The sequence below is a fragment of the Frankia sp. ACN1ag genome (genome assembly GCF_001414035.1).
GTDB classification, from domain to species: Bacteria; Actinomycetota; Actinomycetes; order Frankiales; family Frankiaceae; genus Frankia; species Frankia torreyi.
On the sequence record NZ_LJPA01000011.1, the window covers coordinates 46204 to 72360 of the forward strand.

The 26157-nt window shown below is 73.9% G+C and carries 15 protein-coding genes and 2 pseudogenes; 9 read left to right on the forward strand and 8 right to left on the reverse strand.

From position 1 onward, the window contains the following. Window position 1: 1 nt before the first annotated feature. The 3 genes from UK82_RS31295 (at window position 2) to UK82_RS37385 (ending at window position 5756) form a co-directional block, all read left to right on the forward strand. Entirely contained in the window at window positions 2–583 is a 582-nt protein-coding gene (locus UK82_RS31295) for a hypothetical protein (protein WP_236705821.1), read from the forward strand. Between the two features lie 10 nt (window positions 584–593). Next, window positions 594–1013: heavy-metal-associated domain-containing protein (locus UK82_RS37380; protein ID WP_236705822.1), on the forward strand; the 420-nt coding region annotated here is incomplete at its 3' end. Window positions 1014–3242: 2229 nt separating this feature from the next. After that, complete coding sequence (locus tag UK82_RS37385) at window positions 3243–5756, forward strand: cation-translocating P-type ATPase (protein WP_255354286.1); 2514 nt, start codon at window positions 3243–3245, stop codon at window positions 5754–5756. A gap of 462 nt (window positions 5757–6218) precedes the next feature. Here UK82_RS37385 and UK82_RS41475 read toward each other — a convergent pair whose 3' ends face one another. Then, the gene (locus tag UK82_RS41475; protein ID WP_255354284.1) at window positions 6219–6347 is read right to left on the reverse strand and encodes a hypothetical protein; all 129 of its coding nucleotides are present in this window, start codon (window positions 6345–6347) and stop codon (window positions 6219–6221) included. A gap of 620 nt (window positions 6348–6967) precedes the next feature. Here UK82_RS41475 and UK82_RS11795 point away from each other — a divergent pair. From UK82_RS11795 to UK82_RS37390, 3 genes and pseudogenes are all read left to right on the forward strand, one after another. Further along, on the forward strand, window positions 6968–7846 hold the full coding sequence (locus UK82_RS11795; RefSeq protein ID WP_055407105.1) for an undecaprenyl-diphosphate phosphatase: 879 nt from the start codon (window positions 6968–6970) through the stop codon (window positions 7844–7846). A 321-nt stretch (window positions 7847–8167) separates the two neighbouring features. Beyond that, window positions 8168–10477: HAD-IC family P-type ATPase (locus UK82_RS11800; protein ID WP_236705823.1), on the forward strand; the 2310-nt coding region annotated here is incomplete at its 3' end. 1 nt (window position 10478) lies between these two features. Beyond that, window positions 10479–10921 (forward strand): annotated as a pseudogene (locus tag UK82_RS37390) (cation-translocating P-type ATPase); the annotation flags it as partial. Between the two features lie 340 nt (window positions 10922–11261). Here the strand turns inward: UK82_RS37390 and nhaA are convergent. The 6 genes and pseudogenes from nhaA to UK82_RS11830 form a co-directional block, all read right to left on the reverse strand. Further along, window positions 11262–12473 (reverse strand): annotated as a pseudogene (gene nhaA / locus UK82_RS11805) (Na+/H+ antiporter NhaA); the annotation flags it as partial. 559 nt (window positions 12474–13032) lie between these two features. Next, window positions 13033–15477 carry a cytochrome c oxidase assembly protein gene (locus UK82_RS11810; RefSeq protein WP_063897472.1) on the reverse strand — a complete coding sequence of 815 codons (2445 nt, stop codon included), beginning with the start codon at window positions 15475–15477 and terminating at the stop codon, window positions 13033–13035. Between the two features lie 2 nt (window positions 15478–15479). Beyond that, window positions 15480–16190 (reverse strand): copper resistance CopC family protein, encoded by a 711-nt coding sequence (locus UK82_RS11815; RefSeq protein ID WP_236705825.1) that lies wholly within the window; start codon window positions 16188–16190, stop codon window positions 15480–15482. Window positions 16191–16358: 168 nt separating this feature from the next. Further along, window positions 16359–17159 (reverse strand): hypothetical protein, encoded by an 801-nt coding sequence (locus tag UK82_RS11820; RefSeq protein WP_052680982.1) that lies wholly within the window; start codon window positions 17157–17159, stop codon window positions 16359–16361. Next, window positions 17156–17986: a vWA domain-containing protein gene (locus UK82_RS11825; protein WP_044884054.1), complete on the reverse strand. Its 831-nt coding sequence runs from the start codon at window positions 17984–17986 to the stop codon at window positions 17156–17158. Before UK82_RS11825 ends, UK82_RS11820 begins: the two co-directional genes overlap by 4 nt. A gap of 67 nt (window positions 17987–18053) precedes the next feature. Continuing rightward, window positions 18054–19295, reverse strand: coding sequence for a hypothetical protein (locus tag UK82_RS11830; protein WP_052680981.1), 1242 nt, complete (start codon window positions 19293–19295; stop codon window positions 18054–18056). Between the two features lie 480 nt (window positions 19296–19775). Between UK82_RS11830 and UK82_RS11835 the strand changes: the two genes are divergently transcribed. Then, entirely contained in the window at window positions 19776–20054 is a 279-nt protein-coding gene (locus UK82_RS11835; protein ID WP_044884053.1) for a hypothetical protein, read from the forward strand. 121 nt (window positions 20055–20175) lie between these two features. On the opposite strand, the gene UK82_RS11840 is transcribed toward UK82_RS11835, so the two are convergent. Continuing rightward, a complete protein-coding gene (locus UK82_RS11840; RefSeq protein WP_055407108.1) occupies window positions 20176–20628 on the reverse strand; it encodes a hypothetical protein in 453 nt (150 codons plus the stop codon). 163 nt (window positions 20629–20791) lie between these two features. Between UK82_RS11840 and UK82_RS11845 the strand changes: the two genes are divergently transcribed. Both UK82_RS11845 and UK82_RS33625 read left to right on the forward strand, forming a co-directional pair. After that, window positions 20792–25711, forward strand: coding sequence for a DUF6531 domain-containing protein (locus UK82_RS11845; RefSeq protein ID WP_055407109.1), 4920 nt, complete (start codon window positions 20792–20794; stop codon window positions 25709–25711). A gap of 135 nt (window positions 25712–25846) precedes the next feature. Further along, the gene (locus tag UK82_RS33625) at window positions 25847–26020 is read left to right on the forward strand and encodes a hypothetical protein (protein WP_161849107.1); all 174 of its coding nucleotides are present in this window, start codon (window positions 25847–25849) and stop codon (window positions 26018–26020) included. Window positions 26021–26157: the final 137 nt, after the last annotated feature.

Consider the following 26157-nt stretch of genomic DNA (forward strand, 5'->3'; position numbering starts at 1 on the left):
GGTGAGCTCCACCCCTGCGGGGGGTGTGGCGCAGATCCGTCGTCGCGGGGACACTCCAACCGAGCTGCGCACGGCGACTCTGCGACTGCCCTTTGTCACCGCCCACTTCGAGGTCTCCCCGCCACCCGCGCCGGGCGGCCAGGTCCGGTTGGGGCCGTTGAGCCTGCCCACCCCGGGTCGCACCGCCTACTACCTGGGCCTGGGCACTCTGGCCGTGGTCGAGCTGATCGAGTGGCCGGTGGCGTTGGCCATCGCGGCCGGCACCTACGTGGCCGGGCATGCGGTGGGACCGCAGGCTGCTCCTGCGCGGGAGCGGGAGGCCGAGGTCGAGATCAGCGCGGAGCTGCCCATCGGCCTTGGCCCGCGTGGGCTGTGGCGTCGGTTCCGGCATGCCGAACACGGGCTCGGCGGGCTGTCCGACCGCAACGGCCACAGCGGGAATGGCCGCCACGAGCGTGGTTCCGGGGGGCGTGGTTCAACGGTGCCGGGTTCTTCGCGGACTGGTTCTGAGCGACCTGGTTCTGAGCGACCTGGTCACAACGGTCTCGGCGGCGGCGCCGCTCGGCCTCGCTTTCGGGGATAACCCCCCGCGCGTGAGACTGCCCGGCCCGGCCGCGGCCAGGTCCGCGGCGGCGGTGCTCGTCCGGATGCTGAGCGCCGAGCTGACCCGGCCGGAGCGGCGACCGCGGCGAGTATGGACGCGGGACGGCGACGCGCACATCGAGGTTCATCCGCCGTGGTCCGAGGGCACGCAGCCGGATCCGGCGGTCGCCTACGTCCACCGGCGCCGACTGCACCGCGCCGTCGTCGCCGCGCTGCATCGATTGGACGGCGTCGACTGGGCCGAGGTCGACGAGGCCCTGGGGCGGGTCCTGGTCAGCTTCGACTCCGATCGGGTGGACGTGGCGGAGCTGGTCGAGGCCGTCGCCGCGGCGGAGGCAGGCCTGCGCCAGGGTGCCCTCGGCGAGCCGGACCCGGACGGGGGGCGCGCGCGGGCCGACGCCGAGGGCGAGNGGACCGGCATCAAGGGCGAGCGGGATGGCGCCGAGGGCGATCGGGATGGCGCGGAAGAGTCGGGTGCCGGCGCCGAGCGAGGTGCCACGGCGGCCGCCGTGGGGGCCGGTGACTGGGACGGTGACGGGCGGATGATGCCCCCCGGGCGGGCCGCGCATCCGGGGGATCCGGGGCCAGTGGCGGCCGCGATGATCGGACTCGGCGTGGACACCGCGGCGCTCGGCGTCGCCGTGGCCGCCCGAGTCTGTCGGGTGCCCGCCGTGCCCCGCGCCGCGGGAGCCGTGGTGGCGCTCGTGGATCATCAACCGTGGGTCCGGCGGGCGGCCGAACGCCGCCTTGGCCAGCATGGCGCCGATCTGATGATCGGCCTGCTCGGCGCGGGCGCGGGTGCGGTGACCCAGAGCCCGGACATCCTCGTCGTCAGCGTTGCCCACCGGGCGGCGGCCGTCGGCGAGCTGCTCGCCGAACGGGCGGTGTTCATCCGCCGGCAGCCCGACCTGCTGCGCCGCACCGCCCAGGCGGACCAGGTACTCGCCTCGCCCGCGGTTCCGTCCGAGCCGTTCCGTGCGGTCCCCGACCGGCCAGCCCTCCCGGACGCCCTGCCGCCGGTGGACCGACCGAGTGCCGTGGAGCCGCCGAGTGCCGCGGAGCCGATGGCATCGGGGCAGCCGCCCGGCGGTCTGCCTGGCCTGTCCCGACTACCCGGCGAGCTCGGCGCCCGCGCGCGGGAGCGCAGGCCCCGCCCGCTTCCCGCCGGCCCGATCGAGCGTAGCGCCGAGCGGATGGCCGCTGTCGGGCTCGCCGTCGGCGCGGCCGGCCTGCTCGCGACCGGCTCTCCGCACATGGGCGGCGAGCTGGTGCTGGCGACCGTACCGCGAGCGGCCCGACTGGGCCGGGAGGTCTTCGCGGCCACGGCGGCGCGGCGGCTGTCCGCTCGGGACGTGCTGACCCTCGATGCCGCCAGCCTGCGCCGGCTCGATCGGATCGACGCTGTCGTCGTCTGCGCACCGGTCCTGCTGGGGCAGCGGATGCGGGTGCTGTCCGCCGCCGATGCGGCCACCTGGTCGCGGGCGGACCGGCTGCTCGACGAGGTGGACCCGCGGCGGGTGTTCCACCCGGGCGACGTCATAGCGCGGGAGGGGGCCGCCCGGGTGGTGGCGATGCACGCTCACGGACCGCGGTCGGCGCTGCACCCATCCGGGCTACCCGTCGAGCTGCGCGCCGGCCGCCACCGGACGCGTGCCGTCGTCGGCACCGAACTCGACGGTCTTGCCGAGGCGCTCCTGCGCGCGGCCCGGTCCTGCGGCACCGTCGTGCTCACCGCCCACGCCAGCACGGCCGAGCTCGCCGCACTCGTCGACACCGTGCTGCCCGCGGGCACGGCCGCGGACACCGAGGTCTGGCGTTTGCAGGCGGCCGGTCGGGTGGTCGCCGCCGTGGCCGGGGGCGCGCGACCGGAGGCGCTGGCGGTCGCCGACGACGCTGACGCGATGTTCCGCGCGGACGTCGCCATCGGGGTGGACGCTCCCGGTGCCCGGCCGCCCTGGTCCGCGGATCTGATCTGCGCGGACGGGCTGGCCGATGCCTGGCGGATCCTGCAGCTTCCGCCGGTCGCCGCGGCGGTCAGCAGTCGGTCGGCGACCCTCGCTCACTCCGCGTCGGCCCTGGCCGTCCTCACCACCATCGCCGGGCTGGGTCGCGGGGACGCCGATGCGGGCCACGGCCGGGCGGCGCTGATCCGGCCCGCGGCGCTCCTGCGCGGCGGGCCGGTCAACGCCGCCGCGCTCGCCGCGATGGCCCTCGGCGCGCTCAGCGCGAGCCGCGCCGACCGGCGAAGCCCTCCGGCGCCCGCATGGCGCACCGACTGGCATGCCCTGTCGGCGGACACCGTGCGACGCCGCCTGGCTGCCGCTGCGCGGGACCCGGCGGGTCTGGCCGTCTCCCGCACCGCCGAACCGGACTCCGCACGGCCGGTCCCGCCCGAGGGGACCATGCCCGTGGAGGCGCCGTCCGCCGGTCCATCGTCGGCGGGCCAGCCGGCCGCGAGGAACATCGACTCCCCGACCCCCGGAGGGGCCCTGGGCTCGATGGTGTCCAGCATCCNTGGGCTCCCCGGCGCCGTGCTCTCGGACCTGCGCGATCCGCTCATCCCGGTGCTGTTCGTCGGGGCCGCCGCGAGCGCGGTGCTCGGGTCGACGGTCGACGCGGCACTCGTGGCGGGCGTGTCGGTGGCCAACGCGGTGGTCAGCGGGGCGCAGCGGGCCAGGGCCGAGGCAGTGATGCGCCGGCTGGTGGCCCGACACACCCCGCTGGCCCGGTTGGTGACGACGGCGGGGACCCTGGTCGTCGACGCGGGTGACCTGCGCATGGGCGACCTCGTCGAGGTACGTGCCGCCGACGTGGTGCCCGCGGACGCCCGGCTGGTCCACGCCGAGTCCCTGGAGGTCGACGAGTCCTCCCTGACGGGGGAGTCGGTGCCCGTGGTGAAGGACATCGCCCCGACGCCGGGAGCCGTGCTCGCCGAGCGGCGCAACATGCTCTATGAGGGGACGACTGTGCTTGCGGGGTCCGGTCGGGCGGTGGTGGTCGCCGTCGGCGCTGCGACCGAGGCCGGTCGGGCGGGGCAGGCCGCGGTCGGCCACGACCGGCCGCAGGGTGTGCAGGCCCGGCTCGCCGACCTGACCCGGCTGGCGATGCCGCTCACCGCGATCAGCGGGGTCGCCGTGGCCGGCCTGTCCTGGCTGCGCGGCACATCGTTGCGGTCCGCCGTCAACGCCGGGGTGGCCGTGGCGGTGGCCGCGGTCCCCGAGGGGCTTCCGCTGGTCGCCACCGTCGCGCAGATGGCGTCGGCGCGCCGCCTGGCCCGGCTCGGAGTGCTCGTCCGCTCCTCCCGCACCGTCGAGGCCCTCGGCCGCGTCGACACCGTGTGCTTCGACAAGACCGGCACCCTCACCGAGGGGCGGCTGGTGCTGCGTGACGTCGTGGTCCGCGCGGCTGTGGCGCGAGGAAGGTCGGGCGGTGCCGCGGGTGGGCCCGGCACCCGGTGGCGGCGGGTCGCCGCAACGGACCCGGCCGCAGCGGCGGTTCACCGGCTCGCGGCCGCGGCCAGTCCCGCGCCGGGTGGACCGGTGCCGCACGCCACCGACCGGGCGGTGCTCGACGCCGCCCATGGGCTTGCTCCGCTGGGGGAACGCCTGGCGGAGACGCCGTTCGAGACCGCGCGTGGATACGCGGCCACGCTGCTGCGTGGCCCGGACGGGACGGAGGCGCTCGCCGTCAAGGGCGCCCCGGAGGTGGTGCTCGACCGCTGCGGGCTGGGGTCCGTCCGGCGGCGCGCGGCGGCATCGGTCGCCGAGGACCTGGCCCGACGCGGGCTCCGAGTCCTCGCCGTCGCCCGGGCGGACCACCCATCGTCCGAGCGGACCTCGTCCGAGCGGACCTCGTCCGAGCGGACACTGCCCGACGAGACGTCGCCGGAACCGACGCCACCCGACAGGTCGTGGCCCCCGGGCACGCACCCGCGCTCGGGCGGGGGGAGCCCGGTGGGCGCGGAGCAGCTCCGCGGTCTGGAACTCGTCGGCTTCCTCGGCCTGGCCGACACGCCCCGACCGTCGGCGGCCCCAGCCGTGCGCCGGCTGGTCGAGGCCGGGATCCGGGTGCTCGTCGTGACCGGAGACCACCCGGTGACCGCGGGCGCGATCGCCGCCGAGCTCGGCGTCCCGGGGGCCGATCACATCGTCACCGGCGCGGAGCTCGCGGCGCTGGGCGACGAGGAGTACGCGCGTCGGGTCGAGGAGGCGACGGTGTTCGCGCGCATCTCCCCCGAGCAGAAGGTGCGCCTCGTCCTCGCGTTGCGCCGGCGCGGCCACGTCGTGGCCATGACCGGGGATGGCACGAACGACGCCGCCGCCATTCGCGCCGCCGACGTCGGCGTCGCCGTCCGCAGCCACGGGTCGGCGGCGGCCACCGGCGCCGCCGACCTCCTGCTCACCGACGCCGATGTCACCCGCCTGGTCGACGCCCTCGAGGAGGGCGCAGGCATGTCACAGGCGGTGACCGATGCGGTGTCCGTGCTGGTCGGCGGCAACGCGGGGGAGGTCGCGTTCACCGTCCTCGGCACGGCGCTCGGGGGGACGGCGCCGTTGAATCCGCGCCAGTTGCTGCTCGTCAACCTGCTGACCGACATGGCCCCGGCGATGGCGCTCGCCGTCCGGGGGCGCGCACCGCGGGGCGGGCGGCCCTCCGCCGTCGGCGGCGCCGAGTCCGCCCGGTCGGGCGGAGCTGTCGAGCGGGCGCTGCCCGGGACCGGCCCCGCCCGACAGGGGGGTGTCCGCCGCGGCGGCGTGGCGGCGACCGACTGGCTCACCGGCCCGCTGCGACGCATCCTGCTGATCCGAGGCGGGGCGACCGCGGGCGGAGCGAGCGCCGCCTGGCTGCTCGCCCGGGTGACCGGCACCCGGCGGCGCGCCTCGACCGTCGCGCTGCTCGCGCTCGTCGGGGCCCAACTGGGCCAGACTCTGACCCTCGCGGGCCGGGATCCGCTGGTCATCACGACGGCGATTGCCAGCGTGGTCGTGCTCGCCGTGCTGGTACAGACACCGGTGCTCAGCGCGCTGTTCGGGTCCCGCCCGGTCGGGCCGGTCGGCTGGTGCATCGCGCTGGGCGCCGCCGGCGCGGCCACCTTCGTGGCCTGGCAGGCGGCGAGGCGTCAGGGTTCCGAGATGCCGCCGGGCCCGCGTTAACCAGCCGGAGCTGGCTGGCCCGGCCGAGACGGCGGGTGTGCCGCCCGCCCGGCGCCCGCCCTCCCTACGACCGGGCCCGACCCGACTGGACTCGACCCGACCGGGCCGGGCCGGGTCAGGCTTGCTGGCCGGCCGGCACACCGAGCCAGCGGCGGACCAGGGTGGTCAGGACGAGGATGACGGCTGTCCCGACCACCTCGATGATCACTGCTGCGAGCAGATGGTTCATCATCGGACCTCCCGTAGCTGCCGTGGACGTGCCGCACGCGCGGATCCGAGTCCGTCGGAGCGGCTTGGCCGCCCGGGTCGACGCGGATCAGGGCATGCGTCGACGGACCCCGCGCTCCGATGACACCATGCGGTCCCAAGGTGAACGGAAGGCGAGATTCCCCGTTCGACGGTGTGACGTGATGGTGAAGCCGTCCGCGGTGAACGCCCGCGGACGGCGGCGGAGGGACCGAGTCAGCCGGTCGGGTCCGGGACGGCGGAGCGCGCGGCGTCGGACCGCGCTGCGAGCAGCGCGCCGACGGCGGCCAGTCCGGCCGAGATCGGGATGGCGACGGTCGCCGGCCGCGCCCCGGCGGCGTCCACGACCATTCCGCACAGTGGCGAGCTGACCGCCGCGGGTCGCCGGGCTGTCGGGGGCAGTGGGCGCCACGGCCGGCACTGGCGGTGCAGGAATGGTCCGAACGGGCGACGAGCCTGCCGGAACGGGCGGCTCGGCCGGCCTGGGGGAGGGGCGCCTCTGGGGGACGGCGTCGTCGTCGTGAGAAAGATTCATGGATGCGTCCGCGGGCCACAGCGCACAGCGGGCGCGAATCCGGCGGGGTGACGAGCCCCGGCAACGTCCAGCCCACGGCATGGACGCCGACGCGGCGACCGTCCGGGCCGCCGACGCGCGGCGAACGCGTCAACGACCGCCGCCCACACCTGCCACGACGGCGGAAAACCGGACGGCGAGTTGCAACGCACCCTACCAGGCACGATGCGGGCGATTCGGGCGCATCGCCGCGGTCATGGGCCCGATGGTGGCCGTGCTCCCCGCCCTGAAGGCGTGCTTCGTGCTCCGCTAGCGTGAGGCGCGTGGAGGGGTGCAGACGGATGACGCGACCAGACCGGACCCGACGCGCGAATGACCCGCTGACCGGCATGCAGCCCAGGCACGGACTGCAGTCCGGGCGCAGCGGGCCCGCGGGCCCCGACCGGCGCCCATGAACTATTTCGAGGGCACGGTTCTCGGGCTGGTCCAGGGGCTGACCGAGTTCCTTCCCGTCTCCTCCAGCGCCCACCTGCGGATCACCGCCGCGCTGGCCGGCTGGGACGATCCTGGCGCCGCGTTCACCGCGGTCACCCAGATCGGCACCGAGACCGCGGTGCTGATCTACTTCCGCCGGGACATCGCGCGGATCGTGCGGGCCTGGGCGCTGTCGTGGACCCGCCGGGAGATGCGCAAGGACACCGACGCCCGCATCGGTTGGCTGGTCATCCTCGGCACGATCCCGATCGGTCTGCTTGGCGTCACGTTGCAGGACGCCATCGAGGGCCCGTTCCGGGACCTTCGCCTGATCGCGACGACGCTGATCGTGCTCGGTCTCATCCTCGGCGGCGCGGACTGGTATGCCTTGAAGGGCCGCCCGCGCGGGCGGCACTCGCTGCCGCGGCCGCGCAAGACCCTCCCCGATCTGTCGGTGCGCGACGGCCTGCTCTACGGGCTGGCGCAGTCGGCCGCTCTCATCCCGGGCGTGTCCCGGTCGGGGGCGACGATCAGCGGCGGGCTGCTGCTCGGCTACACCCGGGAGGCGGCCGCGCGCTACTCGTTCCTGCTCGCGATGCCCGCGGTGCTCGCCTCCGGCGTGTTCGAGCTGAAGTCGATCGGCGGTGACGGCGAAGAGGTGTCCTGGGGGCCGACGATCGTCGCCACGATCGTGGCGTTCGCCACCGGCTACGCGGCCATCGCCTGGTTCCTGCGCTACATCTCGACCCGCAGTTTCGCGCCGTTCGTGCTGTACCGGGTCGCGCTGGGGCTGCTGTTGCTGGCGTTGCTCGCCGGGGGCGCGATCAGCGCGGACGCGGGTGCCGCGACCGACTGACGACCCGCGGACGGACCTGCCGCGGTCGCGTCAACTACGGTGGGCTCGCAGCCCATGCGGCGTATGGAACGCGACGCGCGGTGGGCGGGGGTGCGGGGTACCTGCTCGGCGCGGTGGCGGGGAACACGGCGCCGAGGAAACACGGCGCCGAGGAGACACTGCGCCGCGGGGACGCGGCATGCCGGGACGTGGCCGTCCCCGGGCACGCGCATGGATCCGCGGTGCGCGCGCCGACCGCCTGCCGGACCCGGGCCCAGCAGGCGATGCCCGACGCCGCCGCCGAGCTCTTGGTGGCGGCCGCGACGGAGCGTGGAGGACGCCATGAATCGGCCAGGGGTCGCGGGAGCGCGGCCGTCTCCGGGACGGCACGACGACCCGGACACGGCGACCGGCGAGGTCGCGGCGGGTGGCGAGGTCGCGGCGGGCGGTGACCCGGCGGACCCCGCCGAGGCCGCCGCGACAGGTGATCCGGCCGGCGCCGCCGCCCCGACCGTGGGATCCGTCGCCGCCGCCGGGTTGACGGCCGCCGAGGTCGCCGAGCGGATCGCCGACGGCCACGTCAACGACGTGCCGCTGCGCTCCAGCCGGACCCTCGGGCAGATCGTCCGCGCCAACGTGTTCACCCGGATCAACGCGATCATCGGCGTTCTGCTGGCGTTCGTGCTCGTCGTCGGGCCGTTGCAGGACGCCCTGTTCGGCGGGGTGATCGTCGCGAACACCCTGGTGGGGCTGTTCCAGGAGCTGCGCGCCAAGCGCACCCTGGACCGCCTGGCGGTGGTCGGGGAGTCCCGGCCGCTGGTGCGCCGCGACGGGGTCGTGGCGCCGCTCGCCGCGTCCGAGATCGTCCTCGACGACGTCATCGAGCTCGGGCCGGGCGACCGGATCCCCGTCGACGGCGTCGTCGTCGAGGCCGAACACCTGGAGGTCGACGAGTCGCTGCTGACCGGCGAGGCCGACCCGGTGCACAAGCTGCCCGGCGACCAGGTCATGTCCGGCAGCTTCGTGGTCGCGGGCGGGGGTGCCTTCCGGGCGACCCGGGTGGGCCGCGAGGCCTACGCCGCGCAGCTCGCGGAGGAGGCCAGCCGGTTCACCCTGGTGCACTCCGAGCTGCGCGCCGGCGTCAGCACGATCCTGCGGGTCGTGACCTGGATGATCATCCCGACCGGTGTCGCGCTGATCATCAGTCAGATCTTCGTCAACAATGACGACCTGCCCGAGGCGATCCGCCGGATGGTCGCGGGCCTGGTACCGATGGTGCCCGAGGGGCTCGTTCTGCTCACCTCGGTCGCCTTCGCGGTCGGGGTGGTGCGGCTGGGGCGCCGCCAGTGCCTCGTCCAGGAGCTGCCGGCGATCGAGGGGCTGGCCCGCGTCGACGTCGTCTGCCTCGACAAGACCGGCACCCTGACCGAGGCGGCGATGGACGTCGCCGAGCTGCGCATCGTCGACGCGACCGCGGCGACCGCGGCGACCGATGCCGACGGCGGTCCCGCGACGGAGGCGGCCCGTCAGGTGCTCGGCGTGCTCGGCGCGGCCGACACCCGGCCGAACCCCAGCATGCAGGCGATCATCGACGCCTACCCGGCGCCGGTGGGATGGACGGTGCGCGCGGACGCTCCGTTCTCCTCGGCCCGCAAGTGGAGCGGTGCCACCCTGGCCGACCCGGCCGGCACCGTCGCCACCTGGCTGCTCGGCGCGCCGGACGTGCTGCTGCCCGCCGGCCACCCGGTGCTCACCGAGGTTGACGGCTACGGTGCGCGCGGGCTGCGGGTGCTGCTGCTCGGCCGGTTCAACGCCCCGCTCGACGAGGCGTTGGCCGACCCGGCGAGCGTCCCGGCGGCCGTCGTGCCGGTCGCGCTCGTCGTGATCGCCCAGCGGCTGCGGGCGGACGCGCCGGACACGCTGCGTTACTTCGCCGAGCAGAACGTCGCGGCGAAGGTGATCTCCGGGGACAACGCGCTGTCCGTCGGCGCGGTCGCTCGTTCCCTGGGCCTGCCCGGCGCCGACTCGCCCGTGGACGCGAGAACGCTGCCGACCGATCCCGTCGGCCTCGCCGACGCCCTGGAAACCCATTCGATCTTCGGGCGGGTGACCCCGCAGCAGAAGCGGGCGATGGTCGCCGCGCTGCAGTCACGCGGGCACACGGTCGCGATGACCGGCGACGGCGTCAACGACGTCCTCGCCCTCAAGGACGCCGACATCGGCGTCGCGATGGGTTCGGGCAGCCAGGCCGCCCGCGGCGTCGCGCAGATCGTCCTGCTCGACAACAGCTTCGCGACGCTGCCGTCCGTCGTCGCCGAGGGACGCCGCGTCATCGGCAACATCGAACGCGTCGCGAACCTGTTCCTGACGAAGACCGTCTACTCGGTGCTGCTCGCCATCCTGGTCGTCGTCACCCGCGTGCCCTACCCGTTCCTGCCGCGGCATCTCACGCTGCTCGGCTCGCTGACGATCGGCATCCCGGCGTTCTTCCTCGCGATCGCCCCGAACGCCGAGCGGGCCCGCCCGGACTTCGTCGGCCGGGTGCTGCGCTTCGCGCTGCCCGCCGGGATCCTCGCCGCGGTGGCGACCATGGCGTCCTACCTGGTGGCGCGGTCGATCTACGACGATCTGAACGCCGAGACGTCGATGGCGNCCCTGACGCTTTTCCTCATTGCGCTGTGGGCGCTGGCGATCGTCGCCCGCCCCTACACGTGGTGGCGCATCGCCCTGGTCCTGACCATGGCGGTCGCCTTCGTGCTGGTCCTGGTGATCCCGTTCGGCCAGAAGTTCTTCCAGTTGTCGCTGGTGGGAACGACCGGCCCGTGGATCGGGGTGGGCATCGCCGCGGGCGCGGCGATCCTGCTCGAACTCGTCTGGCTGCTGACCCGCCGGCACCTGTCGATCGCGGCCTCCAGGGATGAGCTGGCCGCGGCGCGACGCCCGTCGACGACGCAGAGCAACGTGCGGACCCTGCCGGCGCCGTCGGCGCCCGGTGCCCAGCCCGCCGCGCCGAGCGCCGGGCTCGGCGCGGACGCCCAACCCGAGGCTCGGGGTGAGGTCACCGCGGAGGGAGGGACGCCGGGGGCTCGCGCCTGACACGTGCGCCGCGAGGCGAGGGCGGGACGGGAGGGGGCGCGCTGGCCCGTGGGCGCCGCTGCGCCGGTCAGAACCGGGGACGGGCGGCTCGGGCAGCGGACCTCCCGGTGACAGCCTTCCCCGTCGCGGGCTTCGGCGGCTGCTTTGACGGCTGCGTCGACGGCTGCGTCGGCAGCGGTGTCGGCAGCCGGCTCGCCGGGGGCGGCTCCTGCCCGCCGGCCGGGCCGCCGTCCGACTCCCGTCGGGTCTGCGGGATCGGTCCGGCCAGGCCGCCGGCCTGCTTGGCCGGCCTGCTCGACCCGCGGGTGCCCGGGGCGCCGACGGTCGCGAGCGGGGTGCGCAGGGCGGCGAGGGCGAGGGCGCTGGCCGCGGCGGAGGCGGTGAGGATGGCGGTGGCTGCTCCTTCGACCGCGGCCGGGTCGGGGAGGGCGAGGCGGGCGAGGAGCAGGCTGACGGTGTAGCCGATGGCGGCGAGCAGGCCGAGGGGGACGAGGTGGCGCCAGCGGACGCCGTCGGGCAGCCGCGCGAGGTGGAGGCGCACGGCGAGCCACGCCCCGGCGGGGACGCCGAGGAGCTTGCCGGCGATGAGCCCGATGGCCACCCCTCGGCTGATCGGGTCGGTGACGACGTGCAGCAGGGCCGAGGGGGCGAGGGACACCCCCGTGGAGGACAGTGCGAACGCGGGGAGGACCACGGCCGCGCAGAGCGGGCTGAGGTGCCGTTCGAGCCGGATGGCCGGCGCCTCGGGTTCGCCGGGGTCGGGTCGGGCCCGCACCAGCAGGCCGAGGGCGACGCCGGCGACGGTGGCGTGGAGGCCGGCGGCGTGCACGCTGACCCAGGTGGCCACGGCGAGTGGGACGTGCAGCAGTGGTGAGCCCCAGCGCCGGCGGTGGGCGAGGGCGGTGGCGGTGAGCAGGGCGGCGGCGGCGGCCAGCCAGCCGGGGTTGATGCCGTTGCTGAAGCCGACGGCGATGAGCAGGATGCCGCCGAGGTCGTCGGCGACGGCGAGGCCGAGCAGCACGGTGCGCAGCCCCGCCGGGGCCCGGTCGCCGGCCAGGGACAGCACCCCGAGGGCGAAGGCGATGTCGGTGGCCACGGGGATGGCCCAGGCGCGTCCGGCGCCAGGGGTGTGGTGGGTGAGGGCCAGGCAGATCAGGGCGGGGGCGAGCATGCCGCCGGCCGCGGCGGCGACGGGCAGTGCCGCGCTGGCGCGGTCGGCCAGGGCGCCGACGGTCAGTTCGCGGCGTAGTTCCAGGCCGACGGTGAAGAAGAAGACGGCGAGCAGGGCGTCGGCGACCCAGTCGGTGACGTGCAGGTCGGCCAGGTGCAGCCAGGCCGGGCCGAGACCGGCCGGCGTGGACCACACCGCGTGGTAGGCGCCGGGTGCGACGTTCGCCCAGACCAGGGCGGCCACCGTCGCACCGACGAGGAGCAGCCCGCCGGTGGTCTGCGCCCGCAGGAACCCGGCGAACCGGTCGCGATCTGCCCCTCGAGTGCCGCCGTGCAGTCGTCGCGGCCACCGGGCCGGATCTTTTTTCTGGCCTGGGACAATTGCCTGCTTCTGTGCAGTTCGGCGGCGGACTGGGCCCGGTTCAGGGGGCGGTTGCGACACGTGACTGCTCCTCCGTCGCGGCCGCCGCGCGACGGCACCTGCGGATCGGCGGCGGATTTCCGGCCGCCTGGTAGATCGTAACGAGGAATGCCTTCTGCTGTGGTGTCGATGGCGATGACGCCACGTCCGGACCCGTTGTCGAGGGCATTTCCGGGGGTCGTGGCAAGTCCGGGCGTACAGCCAGGCGACGGGCCATCGGCTCCGCCGACATTCCGCCGGTGACCTGCCTCGGCCCGGGATTTGCCGGGAAATGGGCTGCCAATACGGCGGGAACCGGCGATGTTCTATTCCGTGCACGCTTACGCGCCCGTGCCGGCACGCACCACTTTCGGCGGAAAACGGGTGCCGGGGCGACGGGTGGCGGCGAATGTCTGCCCGGCAGGGCACCCGGCGAGAACCCGGCGAGAACCCGGCGGTGGTCGACCGCCGCGATGCGAACGTGACGGCGGTGCGCGGTATCGTCGCCGGCCCGGCTGGCGAGACGCCGTCGTGGGCGCCGTCAGCCGCCGCCCCCGGCCGAAGCGCGCCCGCCGCCACCCTCGTCGTCGTCCGCGGCGTCCCGGGGCGCGGGAGGCGTGGTGGTGATCGGCCCCCCGGCGGCCGTGACCGCCGGGCCGATCGTCGCCGCGGTACGGCGGCGGGTCGGGCCGCCGGCGAGCCGGGCGAGGTAGGCGTTGTACGCGTCGAGTTCCGCGTCGACGTCGCCGGCGGCGGCGATCCGGCGCTCACGGGCCCGGGTGCGCCGGTCGTCCATCCGCGACCACTGGATGACCAGCACGATGAGCACGGCGAACGTCGGCAGCTCCCCGAACGCCCAGACGATGGCGCCGGCAGTGTGCTGGTCGCTGAGCGCGCTCACCCCCCACGGCCGCACCAGCCGGCCGTACCAGCCGGCCGCGAGCAGCGACGACTCACTCATGATCGCTATTCCGAGGAAGGTGTGGAACGGAACGGCGCTGAGCAGCATGATGATCCGCCCCGGATGCGGCAGCCGCCGCGGCAACGGGTCGACCCCGATGAGCAGCTCGAAGAACAACACGCCGACCGCGAGGAAGTGCACGTTCATGTACAGATGGCCGAGATGGTTGTGCATCAGCGTGGTCAGCAGCGACGTCAGGTACAGCGCGTAGAGGCTGCCGATGAAGTTCGCCGTCACCCACGCCGGATGGGTCAGCACCCGCACCGGCCAGGAGTGCAGCAGCGCCACCAGCCACTCCCGCGGCCCGCTGGGGTGCGGGGCCCGGGCGGGGTGCATCGCCCGCAGCGCCAGGGTCACCGGCGCGCCGAGGACGAGGGGGATCGGGGCGAGCATGCTCAGCAGCATGTGCTGGGTCATGTGCACGCTGAGCAGGACGGGCCCGTAGCGCCCGAGCCCGCTGGAGGTGGCGAAGACGACGACGGCCAGACCGGACAGCCAGGCGATGGTGCGCCCCACCGGCCAACGGACGCCCCGGGCGCGCAGCCGCAGCAGCCCGGCGAGGTACAGCCCGGCGGCGATCACCGAGGCGCTGAGGAACACCCAGTCGATCCGCCAGTCGGCGGCCAGCCGGACGGCCGTCACCGGCGGCGGCATCGGGTAGCCGAGCAGCGCCCGGGTCGGGTCGGCGGGGACGAGGGCGTCGTCCACCGGCGGCGCCGTGCGGGACAGCCCCACGGCCAGCCCCAACGTCGCCGTCAGCACGGTCAGTTCCACGCCCGCCAGGCGGATGAACCGACCGACCGTCCCTGCCGTGGTCCCGGCCTCTGCCGTGGCCCCAGCCCCCGCCGCCGTCCCGGCCGCCGTCGTGGTCTGCGGGGTGGCCGTGGCGAGCCGGGCGACGACGTGGCGGCGCAGCAGACCGCCCAGCACGACCGCGGCGATCAGGCCCACCGCCTTGAGCGTGACGAGCAGGCCGTAGCGGGTCTCCCACAGCGGCGCGAATCCGCCGAGCCGCAGCGCGGCCCCGCCGATCCCGCTGACCGCGGTCACGGCCGCCGCGCCGGCCGCGAACCGGCTGTGCCGCCGCAGCGCCGGCCCGAAGGAACCGGCGGGCAGCCGCACGGCGGACAGCAGTCCCAGCAGCCCACCCACCCACGCCGACGCGGCGAGGATGTGCACGGCGAGCGCCACCACCGCGATCGCGTGGTCACCAGACGTGGCGGCGTGCCCGGCGAGGACGGGCGGCAGCAGCCCGATGGCGGCGAGGGCGAGCAGCACGCCGGCCGCGGTCGTCGTCGTCACCGTGCGGCCCACGATCGCCACCACGGCGGCGAGCGCGGCGACGGTGAGCAGGGCGCGGCCCTGCTCGGTCGAGGCGACGAACGAGCGCAGCGCGTGCAGGTCGAACACGTCCCCGGCCGGCTGCGCGGAGACGTCGGACAGGGTGAACACCAGCTCCGCCAGCGTGGCGATCAGCCATACCACCGCGGCGTCGGCCGCGTACCGCCCGCAGCGGCGCGCGGTCGACGTCAACGGCCGCTGGCGGGACCCGGCCGCGCGTTCCGGCAGGGCGTCACCCGCGCGAGCCGTCGCCGCAGCCCCTGTGCGCGTCGCCGCGTCGCCGGCCCGCGTTGCCGTCGCGTCCGCGCTGGACGGCTCGCGGTCGCGGCGCACGGGGACGCGCCGGGCTGGAAGCAGGACCGCGGCGGCAAGCAGCCAGCCGAGCGTGGCGACCGAGGCGATCCGGCCCACCAGCCGGGCGAACGGCAACGCCCAGTAGGTGCCCTCACCCGACGAGGGCAGCCCGGGCAGCCGGAGCGGACCCGGGCCGAAACCGACGACGAGAGCCAGCACGGCACAGCCGGCCAGCACCGCGACGGGCAGCGCGCGGGCGACGGCACCCGCGGGCCGGGTGGCCCCCGGCGTCGGCGCCTGCGCCGGGAAGGCGTCCCCCGGCGGGCGGACCTCCGCGGCGACGGGGTCGTCGGTCGAGGTGGGCGGGCCCGCCGAGGCGGAAATGTCCATGGTCAGCGCGCTCCGGGTTGACGACGGCGCAGGATCAGGAAGACGAGCAGGCCGCCGACGATGATGACGACAACGGCGGCGATCACCACGAAGATGGCCCCGCCGACACCCCCGCCGTCCCCATCGTGCGCGCCGGTGGCGGGCGCGGTCGAGGCGGATCCGCCGGGGACCGCCGCGGTCCCCGCGCCAGGCGCGGTCGTGGCGGGCGCCGCGGTGGCCGCGCCGAGGCCGGGGGCCGCGGCGCCGCTTCCGGCCGGCGACGCGGAACCGGCGCCGCCGCCCTGCGGGCCCGCCCGCCCGGCGACGGTGAACGTGAACGTCCCCCCGACGGGATGGCCGTCCTCGGAGACGGCCTGGTAGGAGACCGTATAGCGCCCGCCGGCCAGCGCGGTGAGCGGCTGGCGGACGGCGGCGCCCTCGACCACGGTGGCGCCGCCGGTCACGCTCGTGCCGTCGGCGCTGGTCACGGCGACGTGGGTGTAGCGGGACGAGACGGACTCGTTGAAGGTCAACATGATCTCACTCGGCGCGGCGGGCAGCACGCTGTCCGCGGCCGGTGTGGTGGCCACGAGCCGGGAGTGCGCCGCGGCGGGTGCTGCCAGGGCCAGCAGCAGCGCGGGCAGGATCGCGGCGACGACGCCGACCGCGGCGGCGAGCCTGCTCCGTCGGGCGCCGCCGCGACGCGCGGAAGCCGTCTGCACCTGTCGTCGCACCGGCCAGATTCTACGCGCGGTAGAACGTACATCGTGGGCACTGCCGGGCGGAACTCGCGCACCAGCAGGGGCAACGTGTCCCCGTTGCAGGTTCTCGTCCCGCTTTGGCGCCAGTTCCTGGCACCAACTCGGTGCCACGGGAGATGCGGATCGCGAAGTGCCACCACCTCACCGGCTGCGTGGACTGGTGCGCAGGCGGACGGTGAGGAGGGTGAGGTCGTCGGTGTCCACCGCGCCGTTGGCGCGCTGCGCGGCGAGATGGTCGCGCAGGTCGTCGCGCGGGCTGCGGATGATCCGATGTAGCCCGGCGAGGTCGTGGAGGGCCAGAGTAAGCAGCCAGCGGGCGACGGCATCCGTGGCGAGCAGCAGGGTGTCACCCGCGGCCACCGGGCCCGAGGCCCGTTCCACCACGGCGGCGTCCATGCTGGCCGCGAGCAGGTCGGGCTGGCCCGGCACCAGTCGCGGGGTGTCGGAGAACTGTTCCGGGGCGTCCAGTGGGAAGGCCGTGAGCACACCGGCGGCGGTTACCTGCAGCAGGCAGGAGTCACCGATGGCAATGGCCTTCCAGCGTGCGCGGCCCTGATCGTCGAACAGGAGCTGCAGCCCGAGGAACGTGGCGTAGGCGCTGGTCACCGCGCCGGGACCCTCGTCGAGCCAGCTGGGCCCGACCGCCGGGGGAAGGGTGGCCGCGTGCTGCCTGGCCACGGCGAGGAACCATTCCCGCAGGTCGGCATCGCTGGCCTGCGCCGGGGGCGGCTGGCGGACGTAGGCGCGGACCAGCGCCTGCGCCCACAGGTGCACGTCGCGTCCGGCCGAGGCGCCGTCGGCGACGGCGAACCGGCCGTGGCGTTCGCTCGCGGCCGCGCCGTCCTCGATCGGGTCGATCTCGTTCTTCGGCAGCCGCAGGATCCGCGCACTGCACCGAGGCGGCGCCTGCGGGCGCGCGGGGTCCCGCCGGCTGGTGGTCACCGCCGGTCGTCGGTCAGGCTGGTGCCGACCCGCAGTGCCAGCACGAGGTCGTCGGGGGCCGCGTTCGCCACGAAACCGCGGGACCCGGCGGAAAGACTGACGTTGGTGGTGGACTCCGCCCGTGTGCGCATCTCCGGCGGGATCTCGCTGGAGGTGTCGAACAGCAGGCGAAGGAAGTCGTCGCCCGCGGGCAGCTCCGCGGGGCTGGCCGGGAAACGCACCGAGGCTGACAGTCCGTCGGAGAGGCTGACGTTGAACAGCAGCAGGTCCCCGTCCCGGGTGCGCAGCGAGCGCAGCCGGTCGGCCCAGGTGCGCACCTCGTCGCCGTCCCCGTCGGTCGCCATCCCGTCGGTGATGTTGATGATGATCGGCGGGTGGGACCGCTGGTGCCCCGAGGCCCAGCCGCTGGCCAGCCGACCGGCCTGGTTGAGAGCCAGGCACATCGGTGTGTGACCGGACGCGAAGGGTTCCACCCAGACGGGCTTGGAACGTCCGTCCCGTTCCTCGTGCCGCAGCACCGAGGAGAACAGCTCCGGGATCGACACCAGCCACTGTCCGGTCAGCGGACCGCCCAGCAGCGAGCGCACCTCCTGCCCGCAGTAGCCGAGCACGGCCAGGTCGTAGTAGGCCCGCGGTGTCGGCTCGGTGTGGACCTTCCGGCATCGCCGCATGATCATCGCGATGGTGTCGTTGACGATGTCGGCCAGCAGCTCGGCCCGCGACACGTTGGGGCGACCGCCGACCGGCAGGTTCATCGAGTCGGACTGGTCCAACAGGAAGATCACGCAACCCGGGGTGGTGCGGTCGATCGACTGGGAATAGGGCACGGACCGGCTCCTAGCGGTGGGACAGGGGTCGTGGAGGGGCGGGGGTCGTGGAGGGGCGGGGCGGTCCTCACGAGAGCAGTGCCCGCAGTAGTCCGGTGCGGTACACGACGAAGACGACACCGAAGACGGCGAGGAACACGGCGACGTAGACGAGCGCGCGCGCCGGGCCCGACCGGGCCGCGCCATCACCCTCGTTCGCGTCGCTGTGCTCGGCCAGCCCGGCGCCGACGTCCGCCTCGCCGGGCCAGGACCAGGTGGCGTCGGGATCCGGCGGGGCCGCCGCGGGCTCGTCCCACCAGCGGTTGACGTCGTCGTGCCCGGCGGGGCGGAGGAACGATGCCGGCCGCAGGAGCCCCTCCGACCGGGTCCGGCGATACCCGTCCAGCAGGCCGGCCAGGTCCCGGCCGGAGTCGGCCGGGCCGTGACAGAGCTCCCGCAGCAGCGCCACGAGCCGACGGACGTCCTGGCCGGGACTGCTGTTCAGCCGGTCCCACAGCGGGGTCTGGTCCGGATGCGCGAGATCGTCGTCGGTGAACACTAAGTTCTCGCCGTTGTGGTAAAGCCCCCAGAGGTCCGGCTCGACGGCCAGCGCGCGTAGGGAAAGGTAGATGACCAGGGCGGAGAACGTGTCGACGGTACGGCCCCAGTCGCCGCGCCGCCGCCGGGGATGCTGGTAGTGCCGATGACCGGTCTCGTCCGGCGGCAGGTGGGCGACGGCCGGCAGCCAGACGCCGTCCAGGTCGACTGCCTTCAGCTGCCCGTCCCCGGTGACGAAGATGTTGTTCTGCTGCAGGTCGCCGTGCGCCACGTCGGCCGCCCCGAGCGCGGCGACGAACTCGGCCCAGTTCCAGGCCAGGCCGCGCAGCCCGGCCGGGTCCTTCTCGAGCACGTGTTCCACCTCGCCGGCCAGTGACCGGCCCTCCACCCGCTCCATGACGATCACCGGCCACCAGGTGCCGTCGATCTCGACGCCCTGGTCGATCCACTCCGCCTCGGCGAGCGCGGCGGCCAGGGACGGATGGGCGGCCCGCCGGGCAGCGAGCTTCTCGTAGCGACGGGTCGCACCGGCGCCCAGGTCCCGGGTCGGGCAGCGCAGCGCCACGCCCTGCGGGCCGCGACGGCCGAAGAAGACGACCGCCGACGCGCCGAGCGCGTGCAGCAGCGGCCCGGACCCGTCGCCGCCGGCATCGGCCCGGCCCGGCCCGGCAGGGCCCTCCCGGTCGAAGGTGACGCCGGTCAGGCGCGGATGCCAGTACGAGCCGCGCGTGACCGCCGCCTCGAACCGTCCGTCATCCGGCCAGATACGCACACCACTCACCATTGTCTGCGGCGGACAGCGGACAGCGAACAGCGGGCAGCGGCGACGCCCGAATGCGCGCCGACCCTGGAAGCAACGTCGTCGGAAAACCCGGCCTCGTGGCGGCCGGCGGCCGGAGCTGCCCGTATAACACATATTCACCCGGGCCGTTCCCGCGCTACCGGGCCAGCGCGGGAACGGCCAACACCATTGCTGCCCGACTATAGCCGGGCGCCGGCGAGAACGTCCACCGTTCGAACGCTGATGAATCCTGGGTGCGGCCGCCAAGGTCATCGAGACGGGCAACCCGCTACCGACGTTTGTCCGCTCGCAATCAGCTGCTCGGTGGCCGGCGCGGGCGTCCGTCCGGGCTGTGGTGCCGTTCAACAGGAAAGATATGGCGCCGCCAGGTCGGGGTGCCGCCCGTGGAGATGGGTGTGGCTATGATGATGGCGTCGGCGGCAGAATCGACTTGCGGGGAGATCAGGATCGATGGCTCGGGTTGTCTCCACTGACACGGCGCGCGACGCGATCGGGCGTATGCAGCAGATCATCAACTCCGGGCTCAGTCAGGAGATCCAGAACCTGGAACGCGAAGGTCAGCTGCTGAGTGACCCGAACAACTGGGACGGCGGCCTCGCCGTCCAGTTCCGGGCCGACATCTGGCCTCAGACCAAGACGGCGCTGGACAACGCGGTCACCCAGCTTGGCGCGCTGCAGCAGAAGGTCAGTCAGATCAACACGGACATCATGAATGCGGGCGGCAACTGAGCGACGTGCCGACGGCCGCCCGCCCCGCCGCGAGGCAACGAGCCGGTGCCGGTGGCGCCCTGCGCGGCAGGCGTTCCTGGGAGATGCGGCCGCCGAAGGCCGCCGGCCCGGGGTGCGGTTCCTAGTCGTAGACCGGGAGGCTGCCCGTCGCGGTGAAGGCGGGCGGCTGCGGCACGGTGAACGGCCCGGGCTCGGGTCCGTAGTCGTCGTCGGAACCGAACACCGCGTCCTCGATGCGATGGAAGAAGCCCCTGTGCTGCTTTTTCTCGGTGACGTGGTCGGCGTATCGGACTTTGGCCTCCTCCGCCATCGCCTGGCTCCACAGGGCGGCCAGGGTGCGGGCGTCGTCCCGCATCGCGGTACTGAGATGTGTGTCACTGCCCTGTTCGGCGGTCACACTACTGCGGAACTCCGTGGCATAACGGCCCTGCCAATGGCGCAGGGCCGTGGTCGCGGCGGTGTCCCGCTTTCCGCGGAAGGTGTCGACGCCGTCGGCCAGGCCCCACAGCCGTCTGGCCAGCTCAAGTGCGCCCGCAAAGTCGAAGACCACGTGCTGGCCGCCGTGAACACCCATCCTGGGCCTCCCCCGGGAATCAGCGGAACGTTCGGGGCATTGTAGGGCCCCCGGCAATGGGATGTGCCCGGACGACCGAGGAAAACTTTGTTCGGATCCGCGGAGTCCTCGGTCAGCGGATGGGGACTCGGCCCGCGAAGTTCGGGGAGAAAGGAAGACGATCGTGGCCACCAGCTCCGCGGACCCCGAGGACCTGGGCACCTACGTCACGGACGCCACCGCGGCCCGCGCGACGCTGGCGACGGCGGCGACCGGTGTGCGGGCCTATTACGACGACGTGGTCACTCGGTTCGGGGCGCAGTACAGTCTTTCGCATCCGGATCTGTGGGCCAAATTAAGTTCACACCTGAGCAACGCCGAGGAGCGGGACCGTTTCGTCGGCACGGTGAAGGACGCGTTCGTCGCCGCGGACGGCGGCTCGCCGGGCGGCATGGTGACGGTGGCGGACAGTCAGATCGCGAGCGGACTGAGGGCCGCCGGGATCGGCGCGTTGCCGACGGTGACGCTGACGGTCGATGATCCTGTGCTGCTCGGCCGCCCGCCGGACAGCGGTTTCGCGGTCGACCCGGTGTGTACCGCGAACGGCAACTTCGTCGAGCAGGAACTCGACCTGCCGCTGCCGGGGCGGGCCGGTGTGGCGGGGTGGCGGCGGACGTACAACTCCCGCGGTCATGACCGGGTCGGGGCACACGGGCCAGGGTGGTGCTCCTGGGCGGATACCGCGCTGGAGCTGAGCGCGGAGCTGGTCGGGTGGCGTGGGCCGGACGGGGCGGAGTTGCTGGTCGAGCGGCCGAGTGCCGGGCGGCCGACGGCGATGCCGCGTCTGGGCGCGATGCTGCACGCCGACGGGTCGGGATTCCGGTTCGAACGCGGCCCGGCGGAGACCTGGTGGTACGACGAGGCGGGCCGGCCGGTGCGGGTCCGGACCGGCCCCTCTGAGATCACCCTGGAGTGGGCTGGAAGCCGGCTGGTGCAGCTGCGGCATCCCCGGTCGGACCGGTCGGTGCTGCTGGAGTGGAACCACACCGGCACGCTGATCACCACGGCGCGAGCCAGCGATGGCCGGGCCGTGTCCTACTGCTATGACGACGACGCGCAGTTGGTGGCCGTCGACGGCGGCCCGCACGGTCCACGCCGCTACCGCTGCCTTGGCGGGATGTTGGTGGCGATCGTGGACGCGGACGGGGTGACGCTCGCGCGCAACAGCTACGACGAGGCCGGCCGAGTGCTGACCCAGCTGGCCCCGGAGGGACGGCTGGTTCGGTTCGGCTACGGCGAGGGCTACCGCACGCTGGTGACCGACGCAGCGGCCGGTGCGATCAACGAGTATCGGCATGACGCGGCCGGCCGGCTGATCTGTGTCATCGACGACGCGGACCGGGTCTTTCACCGGGTGTTCGACGACGCGGGCCAGCTACGCGGCATCCAGGAACGCTCCGGTGCCCGCTGGGCGATGGACTACGACGACGCGGGGAACCTGACCTCCCGGACCGGTCCGTGCGGGATCAGACAGCAGTGGACCTGGGACGACCACGGCCGGATGACCTCGCACACCGACCCAGGTGGCCAGGTGACCCGGTGGCTCTACGCCGGCGGGGCCCGGACCCCGGTGGAGATCGTCGACGCGACCGGTGCGGTCACCAGGATCACAGTGTCGGATGACGATCTGCCGATCTGTGTGGCGGATCCGGACGGTGTCACGACCCGCTTCGCCTGGGATGGCGACGGTCAGCTCACCAGGGTGGCCGTTGCCGGCGCTGGGCGCACGAGGCTGCGATATGACGCGGCGGGCCGGCTCGTCGAGATGATCGGCCCGGACGGTCATCCCCGGCGGTGGGAGACCGACGACGCTGGCCGGGTCGTGCTGGAGCAGGCCCCGGGCGGGGCGAGGAGCCGGTTCCACCACACCGCCGCGGGGCGCCCGGACGGCTACGTCGACCCGGCGGGGGGTCGGTGGAGCTCGACCTACGGCACGCACGGACGGGTCGCCCAGGTCACCGACCCGTTGGGCTCGACGGTCGGCTTCTCCTATGACCTGTTCGGGAACACCAGCGGGATCGTCGCGCCGGACGGGCAGACGTTCGGTTTCGACCATGACGGCCTGGGCCGCCTCGTGGCAGCCCGCGATCCGGCGGGGGCGACCTTCAGCCGGGCCTACGACCCGGACGGGCGGCCGACCCTCGAAACCGACGGCGACGGGAACGCCTGGCAGATCACCTACGACGAGGCCGGCCGGCCGACGGAACGCACCGCCCCGGACGGGCGGACCTGGCACCGTGCCTACGACCCAGCCGGCTCGGTCATCGCGGAGACCGACCCGGCAGGTGCCACCACCCACTATGACCACGACCCACGCGGCCGGGTCGTCGCGGTCACCGACCCGGCGGGCGGACGCCGCGCGCTGACCTGGACACCGGGCGGCCGGCTCGCGTCGGTCACCTCGCCGCTCGGCCGCACGGTGACCTACGGCTACGACAGGGCCGGCCGGCTGGCCCAGACCCTGTCGGTGTCCGGAGCGCGGACCGTCTACCGGCACGACCCGGCGGGCCGGCTGACCGCGCTGGTCACCCCCGCCGGCCGGGAAACCCGCTGGGAACACGACCCGCAGGGCGCCGTCAGCGCGGTGATCCGCCCAGACGGGCGGCGGATGACGATCGAACGTGACCCGCTCGGGCTGCCGGTGACGGTCACCGACGCGGACGGTGCGGTTCGCCGCTACACCTACGACGCCCGAGGAGCACTGACCAGCGCCACCGATCCGCTCGGCGCCGTCACGTCCTACGAGTACGACGTCCGGGGCCGCCTGCGGGCCTGGACGGACCCGCTGGGCGGGCGGTACGAGCTGCGCTACGACCAGGTCGGACGGCAGATCGGGATGACGGACCCGCTGGGGCGGCCCACGACCGTCACCCGCGACCGTAACGGTGCCGTTGACACCCTCCGGTACGCGGACGGCACCGGGCTGCGGTGGTGGCGCGACCCCGGCGGACGGCTGATCGGACGGGGCCTGCCCGGCAGCGAGCAGCCACAGGTGCGGTATAGCTACGACCCGGCTGGTCGGCTCACCAGAGCTGACCCGGCCAGCCCGGCTCCCGATCGGCCGGAGCTGGGCGGCGCGGTCGCCTTGGAATACGACAAGCTGGGCCGCCTCGTTGCCCGCACGACCGCGGCGGGACGACTCGCCTGGGGCTACGACGCCGACGGCCAGGTTGTCACCGTGGGCCGCGCTGGCTCGGCGCCACTACGCTACGACTACGACGCCGATGGTCACCTGCGGTCGGTCGAGCATCCCGCGCTCGGCCGCCGCCTCCTCGACCGCGACGCCGACGGCCGCCCAGTCATCCCCGGCCGCACCGTGCATCGCGACTCCGCCGGGCGAATCGTCCAGATCGACCACGACGACACCCGGCTGCGGTTCAGCTACGACCCGGCCGGCCGCCGGATCACGGCCGACGGACCAGCCGGCACCGTCCGCTACCACTGGGACCCGGCAGGCCGGCTCGCCGACATCCACCACAGCCCGACCGGCGAGACCAGCGCGCCTGGCCGCACGACGAGGCTCGCCGTGGACGCGCTCGGTGCCCCGCTTCAGATCAACGGTGTGCCCGTGCTCTGGGACCCGGTCACCTGGCCCGGGCAGGTTCACCAGCTCGGCACGGCGACCTACGCCCGCGCCGGATCGGCCATCGGTGTCATCGACGGCGAGCTTCCAGAGGGCCGACCAGGTCAGGCCGGGCAGAGCCGCTGGATCGACTCCGACTGGCAGGGCTCGCCCGGCAGCTACGACCCCTGGGGCCTGCCCATCCCGAGCAGCTCCAACAGCCCGACAGGCAGTCCGGACGAGCCGGTCACCGGGCTCGGCTACCACGGCGAACTCGCCGTCGACGGCCTGCTCTGGCAACGCGCACGCGTCCTCGACCCGGCGACCCGGTCGTTCCTGTCACCCGACCCACTCGACCACCTACCCGGCATGCCCGCAGCGGCAAATCCCTACCACTACGCCTGGAACGACCCGGTCGGCCTGCTCGACCCCACCGGACTACGCCCGCTGAGCGACGACGAATACAACACCTACCGGACCCAGGCCGCCAAAGGCATGTTCGACAAGGCCTGGGACAACATCGGACACGACCCCTGGGGGAGCCTCGCCGCCGCCGCCGTCATCGGCGCCGGCGTCGGCCTGATGTTCGTCCCCGGCGGCCAGGTGATCGGCACCGGGATTCTTATCGGCGCCGGAACCTCCGCCGGCATCGGCCTTGTCACCGGCCACGTCAGCCCCCGATCGATCGCCGTCTCCGGCATGCTCGGCGGCGCGACCGGCGGCATCGGCGATGCCCTCGGCGGCGCCACCGCCGCGGGAGCCGACATCGTCGGCGCCGACGCCACCGCCGTGGAGGATGCAGGGGCGGCGTTCAAGACCGTCTTCCGGTTCCACGACGCGAGCGATCCGACCTCGCTGGTGTCCCGGCTGGAATCCGCGGCGCCGGATGTGCAGGCAAAGGTAATGTCGCAGCTGGAGTCCCCGGCTGAGGTGGCCAGACTTGCCGAAGCTCATATGCAGGGTTTCGTTGAGAACAGCCCCTTCGTCAGCGTGACCGACAGCCCGGAGGCCGCGGCGGCTACAACCGATTGGTGGCTGCAAGGGATCGTGAAGAATGCGCCTCATCTCAGCGAGTTCAGCGTTCCGGCCAGCCGGCTCGTCGCACCGTCGAACGCTCTGTCCATCTCCGAAGGGGAGTACCTCTTTCAAGGGGACGATCTAATCAAATATCTTGTGGAAACTCGCGCAAATCCGTTCAGAGGAGGGTGGCGAATGCTGTCTCCCAAGGAGTACCCGGATGTCCTCGTTACCGTCGCCCACCCCTGGGGAAACCTGGAGGTGCCTTTGGAAGCCTGGATACAGACTGGCCCGGGGCCGCGACCCTATGTCGGCATCGTCGCGGCGAGGCGATCATCGACCGGGTGCGAGGTGCCGCTGGCTGAGATCCCGCACGAGTACCACAACAGCCCGGAGACCCGCAGCCTTCAACGGCAAGGCCTACTTCCGTGCCCGTGGGGGCCGCCGCCCAAGTCAGAGCCCTAGCCCAGATCTTTCACGTATCGGTTGGGTGTGGTCGCCCGCCCGCGCCGATGGCGTCTCGGATGCGTAGGAGCAGCATGGGACCGGCGCGATCATATGGTGATCATCAGGGTGTGGATAGTCACTGAGAGGTGCGAGGTGCGGGGCTGGTCGGTGGATATCGGGGCGAACGCGACCGTGCGGAAGCTGAGCCTTCGCCTGTTCGGACCGCCCGGCGACCGCGGGCTGGCGGTGGATAAGGAGCACTGGCTGGACGTGGAGCTGGCGGGAGTCGGCGCTGCCGGCTATGGAATCTACGAGGGTGTGCGATGAGCCGACTTGCGCGATGCCTGTTCCTGTCGAAGGGCACCATCAGCAAGGATGATGCCAGGGAGATCGCGCGAGCCGAGTGCGCCTTGCGCGGCCTTACCTGGGAGGAGCCCGTGAATGTGCGTCGCGACTTCGGGGAC

What these genes read in the sequence shown, in the direction of transcription:
- UK82_RS11810 (WP_063897472.1), bottom strand. Translation starts at nt 15,477, where the DNA reads ATGGACATTTCCGCCTCGGCGGGCCCGCCCACCTCGACCGACGACCCC.
- UK82_RS11840 (WP_055407108.1), bottom strand. Translation starts at nt 20,628, where the DNA reads ATGGGTGTTCACGGCGGCCAGCACGTGGTCTTCGACTTTGCGGGCGCA.
- UK82_RS11835 (WP_044884053.1), top strand. Translation starts at nt 19,776, where the DNA reads ATGGCTCGGGTTGTCTCCACTGACACGGCGCGCGACGCGATCGGGCGT.
- UK82_RS11795 (WP_055407105.1), top strand. Translation starts at nt 6,968, where the DNA reads ATGAACTATTTCGAGGGCACGGTTCTCGGGCTGGTCCAGGGGCTGACC.